This is a genomic window from Synechococcus sp. Cruz-7E5, assembly GCF_024345995.1.
GTDB lineage: Bacteria > Cyanobacteriota > Cyanobacteriia > PCC-6307 > Cyanobiaceae > Regnicoccus_A.
In genome coordinates this window covers 87,838-95,411 of sequence record NZ_JAGQCE010000011.1, presented here as the reverse complement: position 1 = coordinate 95,411, position 7,574 = coordinate 87,838, and the positions used below count along the sequence as shown (strand labels likewise).

The following is a 7,574-nucleotide window of genomic DNA, read 5'->3' as shown; positions in this document are numbered from 1 at the left end:
CCAGTTCCTGCTCCGCTTCCTCCAGACGCATCAGGTCCTGCACCTGACGCCCCAGGGTGATCTCCTGCTCATGGGTCAGCAGCGGCACGCGGCCGATGTCGCGCAGGTAGGAGCGCACCAGGTCGCCGGTGGGGACCATGGACGAGGAGGAGGCTGCGGCGGCCACGGGGAGGGAGGGCATGGGGCCGAATCGGTGAGTTAGGAAACCTTTGTGTTTCGTAAATTACCATCAACACCCCGGTTCAGGCCATCTCATCCGCATGCTGAGTGGTGATCCGGCCCCGCCCATCCCCCCATCCCCGCATCGAGACCAGACGCAGAAACCAGGCATGACGGCGCAACGACTCCAGAAATTGCTTGCCAGTGCTGGACTCTGCTCCCGCCGCCGGGCCGAGGAGCTGATCCTGGCGGGGCGGGTGACTCTGAACGGGGCCGTGGCGCGGTTGGGTGACCAGGCGGATCTTTCCATTGATCGGCTGGAGCTCGATGGGGCGCCGGTGGGTGAGGCGGCCCGCAGCATCACCGTCCTGCTCAACAAGCCCCGCGGCGTGATCTGCAGTTGCCAGGATCAGGAGGGGCGAACCACGGTGCTTGACCTGTTGCCGCCGGAGCTCGGCATGGGGACCGGCCTCCATCCCGTGGGGCGTCTTGATGCCGCCAGCCGGGGTGTGCTGCTGCTGAGCAATGACGGTGCGCTCACCCTGCGCCTCACCCACCCCCGCTTCGGCCACCGCAAGCACTACCGGGTGTGGGTGAGCGGTGAGCCCGGGCCTCAGGTGCTGGAGCAGTGGCGCCGGGGTGTGCCCCTCGATGGCCAGCCCAGTCAGCCGGTGGTGGTTCGGGAGCTTGCGCGAGGGCCAAGGGGAACCCTGCTGGAGCTCGAGATGGGTGAGGGCAGGAACCGACAGATCCGACGCACAGCCGAGCTGCTGGGTCACCCCGTGCGCGATCTGCAGCGGGTGGCGATCGGCCCGCTGCGCCTCGGCGATCTGCCTGAGGGACGCTGGCGCCACCTTGCCCCCCAAGAATGGAAGGATCTGGACCCGCGGGATTGAGCCGCGGACCGATCGAACCACTGCCCTGATCGATGCCGTCATCCAGAACTTCCGCGGCTGCACCACGCCTCAGGCGTCGGTGGCCCTGGCAGAAAGCCCTGCCCAGCCCCCCGGTCGAGCCGAGGGAGGATCCCCTGCTCAATGCCGGCCGGCAGCTGCGGCAGCAGCGGGAAGCTAGGGGCCTGAGCCTGCGGGAGTTGGCGATCGTGACCCGGGTCAGCACCCCTGTCCTCGAAGCCCTGGAGCGGGGATGGCGCGAGCGGCTGCCTGAGCCGGCCTATCTCCGGACAATGCTGCCGCTGCTGGAGCAGCACCTGGATCTTCCCGCCGGCGCCCTCGAAGGGGCCCTGCCGGACAGGGGCGAGGCGACCATGCATGGCGTTTCCGGGCGTCAGGCCCTGCTCTCACGCTTCACTCCAGGCTCGATCGATGTCTTCACGACCTGGCAGGGGACCGTGCTCTATGGGGTGCTGACCCTGGCGCTGATCTACGGCGTGAATCTGCAGCAGCGGCGGTTGGCGGCTGAGAACCTGCTGGCCCTGAAGCCGATCCCACCTCTTCCGGCAGCGGAGCAACGGGCCCCTGACCCCAACGCCGAGCTGCTGCAGGCCTATCCGGACCTGAGGCCCCTGCAGCAGGCGGCCCAGGGTGTGGCCAGGCAACGCTTGCTTGAGGGTGGCATTGAGCGCCGTCCCGCCGCCGGGGTGTTGCGGTTGCAGCTGGGGCAACCCACCCGCATCAGCCTCGGCAGTGATGCGGGGGTGAAGACCGAGCTCAACGGAGCCACAGGCGAGCTGGTCCTGCAGTTGAGGCCTCCCCTGCGCCTGACCCTGCAACCCGTGCCGTCAGAGGGCGCGGTGCTCTGGGACGGCCAGCCATTGGCACCCGAGCCTGGCGGAGGTGGCCGTTACCGGCTGCCTCCGGCCACAGCCTCAGCGACGGCAGGGCCCCCCGTGCGCCCGTAGCGCTGTGCCAGCCCCTGGAGCCCATGAAGAGGGTCCTTGAGGCTGGCGATCGGTTGACTCAGACGCCAGGTCCAGTTGCCCGAGGCGGTCCCGGGGGTGTTGAAGCGGGCCTGATCATCGAGGTGGAGCAGATCCTGCAGGGGCACCACCGCCAACTGGGCCGAGGAGCCCAGAGCCAGCTCCAGCAGCTGCCAGCCGGGTGCGTCGATGGTGTGTCCCACCAGCTCCCCCACCTGGCGCCGCTGGTCCTCCTCCAGATTCCGCCACCAGCCCAGGCAAGTGGCGTTGTCATGGGTACCGGTGTAGACCACCCAGTGATCACCCAGGTAGTTCGCCGGCAGGTAAGGGTTGTCGTCGTTGCCATCGAAGGCGAACTGCAGGATCTTCATACCCGGCAGGGCGAAGCGATCTCGCAGGGCCTCCACCTCCGGGGTGATCACACCCAAGTCTTCGGCGATCAGGGGCAGGGCTGAGGCAGAGCCTGAAGCTGAGCTGCTGCTGCCACCGCCCTGCTGCCGCTGCCAGCGGGCCTTGAGAGTGGCGAGCAGGGCCACCCCAGGGGACGGGCGCCAGCAGCCCTCCTGGGCCGTCTCGGCCTGGCCGGCCACGCTCCAGTACGACTCCAGGGCGCGGAAGTGGTCGAGCCGCAGCAGGTCGAGCAGCTGCAACTGCCGCTCCAGCCGGCTCATCCACCAACGGAACCCGGTGAGCCTGTGCAGGTTCCAGCGGTAGACCGGCGTGCCCCACAGCTGGCCGGTGTCGGAGAAGTAATCGGGGGGAACGCCGCTTTGCTCAGTGAGTGAGCCATCGGCGCGCACGGAGAACAGGCGGCGGTTTGCCCAGACATCGGCGCTGTCGTGGGCGACATAGAAGGGCAGATCACCGATCAAGCGCACGCCACGTGCGCTGGCGTGTTGGCGCAGCTGGTGCCACTGCCGCTGCAGCTGCCACTGAATCAGGGCCTCCTGCAGCAGCAGGCCGCAGGCTTCCCGATCCAGCTGGCGGAGGGCCAGGCGCCCGCGCCGCGCCAGGGACCTCGGCCAGGTCCACCAGGGCTGCTGGCCTTGGCGCTCTCGCAAGACCATGAAGCGGCAATGGTCGCGCAGCCAGCCATCCTCCTCGCGCCGCCAGCGGGCGAATGCCTGCTGGCGCTCCAGGCTCTGAGCAGACCAGCGTTTAAGCAAGCGCTCTCCCAGAGCAGCAGCCCGCAGCCGTGACGCCTCCAGGTCAAGACGCTCGAAGCTGCCGCTGGGCAGGGTCTCGAGGTCGACGGGCTCAAGGAATCCCTCGTCCACCAGCTCGTCGGCATCGAGGAACCAGGGGTTGAGAGCGAAACCGCTGGGAGAGCTGTAAGGGGAGCCGGTGCCGTCAGTGGGGGCCAGTGGCAACAACTGCCAGGCGGCGATGCCGGCCGCGGCCAGCTGGTCGATCCACTGGCGAGCCGCCATGCCGAAGGTTCCACAGCAAGGCGTGCCTGGAAGGGCGGTGGGATGGAGCAGCACGCCGCAGAGCCGGCTGGAGGGCCCGTGGTCGGGGCCGGAGGGCACGGGCATCAATCGGGCAGGCGATATCGGCTGATGATGGCCTTGGCGAAGGCAGGGATGTGGCGGTCCGCCTGGTCCGGGTGGTTACGTCTCACCCAGATGGCATTGCGCGTGAAGTGGGAATCGATCGAGAAGCGACCGTATTCCAATCCCTTCGGACCGAAGCGCTTCACGAAGAAGCCCACCAGCTCCGCCAGCCAGAGGGGAAGCTTCACGGCCTTGTCATAGGCCTTGATCCCCTGCTGAACCGCGGCGCGGCGGTCCCCCTGGCTGGTGACCGGGGCGGTGTCGAGCTCGGCCTCCACCAGATCGAGCAGCAGCTGACCCTTCGGATTGCGCACCACCAGCCACTGGCGGCCAAAGGTCGATCCCATGTAACCCACCACCAGATCGGCGCCGGCGTTGGTGTAATCGAAGCAGCTCAGGCAGCTGGGGGCAAAGACGCCCTTGAGATTGGGGGTGTCGAGCCCGAAGAACGGAACGGTTTCCTCGCTGCCGTCGCTGTGGCGGAAATGGATGCGGAAGTCCTGCATGAACTCGTAGTGCACCACCGTGTCCGGTGAGCGGCTGGCGCTCTCCAGAAAGGTCTGCAGACCGCTGCGGCTGACGTTGTCGACGCAGGGCATGCCCAGCACATACAGCTGCTCCAGGGGCAGGGTGTCCTGCACGGCCCGCAGAGCCTGGATCTGGCAGCCCACCCCGATCGCCAGCAGGCGGCGGATGCCGCTGCCCGGCAGCTGCTGCAGTACCTCCAGATTGGGGGAGAGGGTGGGCTTGTTCACCCGTGCCGCCAACACCTCCTCGGGGGTTCGCGCCAGCACCGGCACCGGCGTGAAGCGATCGTCGGGACTTTGCTGCACGCACAGCACCGCATCCACCAGGCCGCTCTCCAGGGCACGTACGCCGATTCGGCTGACGATGCCGGTCCATTGGGCGCCATCGATCGGAGCTTGCAGGCGAGCGGTGAGCATGCGCTGATGCACACCGAAATAGAGCTCGTCTTCGTTGGCCAGATCGCGACTGCGGCCGTGGGCCCGCTCCTCCATCCGGTCGAAGCCCTGGGTGAGGAAGGCGCAGGCGCTGCGCACGTAGGCCACCCAGCCCGTGTCGCACAGCCCGCACTCACTGCAGAGATCCCGGGCCGGTTTGATACTGCCCTTGGCCAGGGGGCGGGCCCGCTCGTGGGGAGCCAGCTCTTGGCCACGACCTGGACCGGCGGCCTGGGCTGGACCTGAACGGGAAGCGGCGCTCAATGCTGAATCCCGACGGGAATGGTGGAGGTCCTCAACTTATCGGCCACCGCACCGACCCTGAACAAGCTGCGTCAAAGTGAGGGGATTCCTCAGGTCAATTCAGTCGTGGCAGGCAAGTCAGCATCTCCAGAGGGGCCACGGCGTGGCGGGCCATGGAAGCTGCTGGCGGGGCTGGGCCTGGGCGCCCTCGGGATGGTGGCCTCGGTTGGCCTGATCGACCGGCTCTGGCCGCAGCAGGATCAGGGACTGAGTCGTGAGGAGCAGAACGGCGAGGCCGCCCCCCTGGCCAGTCCCCCCTCCAGGCCGATCACGGTGCTGCTGATCGGCAGCGACGCCGATCGCCTGGCGGCCGCCAGCAACGGCGCAGCCCCGGCCGGGGCCGCCAACAGCGACACCCTGATGCTGCTGCGGGTGGACCCCGCCGGCCCGCTGCAGGTGCTCGCCATTCCCACCGAGCTGGCCGTGAAGCTGCCCGGGCAGACGAACGTGCAGCCGCTGGGATCGCTCTACAAGCAGGGGGGCGCTGCCCTGAGTGCGGGTGCGGTGGCCGAGCTGGTGGGACTTGATTCCGGCCAGCCCGAGCGCTACGTGGTGCTGCCGCGCTCGGCTCTGCGGGAGCTGGTGGACGGACTGGGGGGACTTGAAGCGAACCTGGATCAGCCCCTCAGTTACAAAGACAAAAGCCAGGCGTTCAGCATTGATCTCCAGGGCGGGTTGCAGCGGCTCAAGGGTGCTCAGGTGGAGCAACTGGTGCGCTACCGCAACAAGGACCAGGGGGAGGCCGGCCGCCGGGACCGGCAGGAGAAGGTGGTCGGTCTGCTCGTGAACGAGCTCACCCGCCCTGACCAATGGGCCCAGTTACCGGAGCGCTGGCAGCGGCTCACCTCCCAGCTCGACACCAACCTCACTCAGGAGGAAGCCCTGAGCCTGGTCACGGCCGGCCTGAGCCAGGACAAGCCGGTGCGCTACAGCCAGGTGCCGCTCGAAGCCCCGTCGAAGCCAGGTCAGACCCTGCGCCAGATCAGCGCCAAGGCCCCCACACCTCTCTGGCCGGCGAAGCCCTGAGCAGCCGACTAGATCGCCTCGGCGGCGATCTGGCTCCAGCGCCGACTCAGGTTCAACACCAGAACCGCACAATCGTCAGCGGCTTCGTCCTGAGCCAGCATCCCCAGCCAGGGGAGTCCATCGCGACGGCGGGCCTCCTGATCGAAGCGGCCGCCCCACTGGATCAGGCCCAGGAGCGGGACCCCACAGCGCTGCATCAGGGCCATGCAGGCCGCGGGCAGGCCTCCATCCGCCTGGCGGGCCTCGATCAGCAGCACGGTCGGCTGGCGCCAGGCTCCCAGCAGCTCCGACCAGCGCCCACCCCAGGGCTGAAAGCGACCTGGATCCTGGAGCAACGGCACGATCCAGGAGCCGCCGCGGCCGCTCAGCTCTGTCATCAACACGTTCACATCCGTGTCCGGACAGTCTGAGGTCGTTCCTCCTCTGCCCTCATCGCTTGCCGCCACCAGCGGCGGCAGGGAGCACACCCCGACCAAGGCCGCCAACCTGCCGGCGGCCTCCTCAATGCCAGCGGCGGCACCTGCAGCCGCAGCACCCGCCAGCACCACGCGCAGGGGGGGGATCGAGCCCGTGGCGGTGGGGGGCGAACCCGCTGGCTTCATCATTGTTTGCCTACGCCGGGCCGGGAGGCTTCTACCATCAGGCTCCAGCCCTGCTTGATCACGCTCCCCGTGACCAGTTTCTTGACTGCTGAACGGGTGGAGCAGGACAGCAAGCCCCACGACACCCGCCGTCTGCGCTTGTTCAGCGGCACCTCCAACCCCGCCCTGGCCCACGAGATCGCCAGCTACCTGGGCGTGCCGGATGGTCCGCGTGTGATCAAGCGCTTTGCCGACGGTGAGCTCTACATCCAGATCCAGGAATCAATCCGGGGTTGCGACGTCTTCCTGATCCAGCCCACCTGCGCCCCGGTGAACGATCACCTGATGGAGCTGCTGATCATGGTGGACGCCTGTCGCAGGGCTTCCGCCCGCCAGATCACCGCCGTCATCCCCTACTACGGCTACGCCCGTGCCGACCGCAAGACCGCGGGTAGGGAATCGATCACCGCCAAGCTGGTGGCCAACCTGCTGGCTCAGTCCGGCGTTGACCGGGTGCTGGCCATGGACCTGCATTCCTCCCAGATCCAGGGATATTTCGACATTCCCTGCGATCACATCTACGGCTCACCGGTTCTGGTCGACTACCTCTCAGCCCGCGACCTGGGCGAGATGGTGGTCGTGTCCCCCGATGTCGGTGGTGTGGCGCGGGCGCGGGCATTCGCCAAACGGATGCACGATGCGCCCCTGGCGATCATCGACAAGCGTCGCTCAGACCACAACGTGGCCGAAAGCCTCACGGTGATCGGCGACGTGGCCGGCAAGACGGCGGTTCTGATCGACGACATGATCGACACCGGCGGCACGATCTGCCAGGGGGCCCGTCTGCTGCGGCGCCAGGGGGCCCGTCGCGTGCTGGCCTGCGCCACCCATGCGGTCTTCTCACCCCCTGCCATCGAGCGGCTCTCGGAGTCGGGACTGCTTGAGGAAGTGCTGGTCACCAACAGCATCCCGATCAGCGACGAACGTAACTTCCCCCAGTTGAAGGTGCTGTCCGTGGCCAAAATGCTCGGAGAGGCCATCTGGCGCATCCACGAAGAGAGCTCCGTTAGCTCGATGTTCCGTTAAGCCGTTCCGTGAGGCCTTTCCGCTC

Annotated in this window: 8 protein-coding genes; 4 read left to right on the top strand and 4 right to left on the bottom strand. The window is 67.8% G+C overall.

Annotated elements, in window-relative coordinates:
• On the bottom strand, positions 1-181 hold a 181-nt coding region (locus tag KBY77_RS12305; protein WP_315856488.1), incomplete at its 3' end, for a sigma-70 factor domain-containing protein.
• Between the two features lie 148 nt (positions 182-329).
• Between KBY77_RS12305 and KBY77_RS12300 the strand changes: the two genes are divergently transcribed.
• Both KBY77_RS12300 and KBY77_RS12295 read left to right on the top strand, forming a co-directional pair.
• Positions 330-1,055 (top strand): pseudouridine synthase, encoded by a 726-nt coding sequence (locus KBY77_RS12300; protein WP_255104837.1) that lies wholly within the window; start codon positions 330-332, stop codon positions 1,053-1,055.
• A 32-nt stretch (positions 1,056-1,087) separates the two neighbouring features.
• On the top strand, positions 1,088-2,020 hold the full coding sequence (locus KBY77_RS12295) for a RodZ family helix-turn-helix domain-containing protein (protein ID WP_255104834.1): 933 nt from the start codon (positions 1,088-1,090) through the stop codon (positions 2,018-2,020).
• Here the strand turns inward: KBY77_RS12295 and malQ are convergent.
• Complete coding sequence (gene malQ, locus KBY77_RS12290) at positions 1,963-3,573, bottom strand: 4-alpha-glucanotransferase (RefSeq protein WP_255104831.1); 1,611 nt, start codon at positions 3,571-3,573, stop codon at positions 1,963-1,965. The two genes, KBY77_RS12295 and malQ, sit on opposite strands and share 58 nt — an antisense overlap.
• Positions 3,573-4,757 (bottom strand): Coenzyme F420 hydrogenase/dehydrogenase, beta subunit C-terminal domain, encoded by a 1,185-nt coding sequence (locus KBY77_RS12285; protein ID WP_255104856.1) that lies wholly within the window; start codon positions 4,755-4,757, stop codon positions 3,573-3,575. Before KBY77_RS12285 ends, malQ begins: the two co-directional genes overlap by 1 nt.
• Positions 4,758-4,922: 165 nt before the next feature.
• On the opposite strand from KBY77_RS12285, the gene KBY77_RS12280 reads away from it, so the two are divergent.
• On the top strand, positions 4,923-5,882 hold the full coding sequence (locus tag KBY77_RS12280; protein WP_255104828.1) for an LCP family protein: 960 nt from the start codon (positions 4,923-4,925) through the stop codon (positions 5,880-5,882).
• An 8-nt stretch (positions 5,883-5,890) separates the two neighbouring features.
• Here KBY77_RS12280 and KBY77_RS12275 read toward each other — a convergent pair whose 3' ends face one another.
• Positions 5,891-6,484, bottom strand: coding sequence for a hypothetical protein (locus KBY77_RS12275; RefSeq protein ID WP_255104825.1), 594 nt, complete (start codon positions 6,482-6,484; stop codon positions 5,891-5,893).
• A 69-nt stretch (positions 6,485-6,553) separates the two neighbouring features.
• Here KBY77_RS12275 and KBY77_RS12270 point away from each other — a divergent pair, with 69 nt between their 5' ends.
• Positions 6,554-7,549 (top strand): ribose-phosphate pyrophosphokinase, encoded by a 996-nt coding sequence (locus KBY77_RS12270; RefSeq protein WP_255104823.1) that lies wholly within the window; start codon positions 6,554-6,556, stop codon positions 7,547-7,549.
• Positions 7,550-7,574: the final 25 nt, after the last annotated feature.

Bases quoted from the DNA above. Each gene is read 5' to 3' on its own strand.
- KBY77_RS12300 (WP_255104837.1), top strand. From the start codon at position 330: ATGACGGCGCAACGACTCCAGAAATTGCTTGCCAGTGCTGGACTCTGC.
- malQ (WP_255104831.1), bottom strand. From the start codon at position 3,573: ATGCCCGTGCCCTCCGGCCCCGACCACGGGCCCTCCAGCCGGCTCTGC.
- KBY77_RS12275 (WP_255104825.1), bottom strand. From the start codon at position 6,484: ATGAAGCCAGCGGGTTCGCCCCCCACCGCCACGGGCTCGATCCCCCCC.
- KBY77_RS12295 (WP_255104834.1), top strand. From the start codon at position 1,088: ATGCCGTCATCCAGAACTTCCGCGGCTGCACCACGCCTCAGGCGTCGG.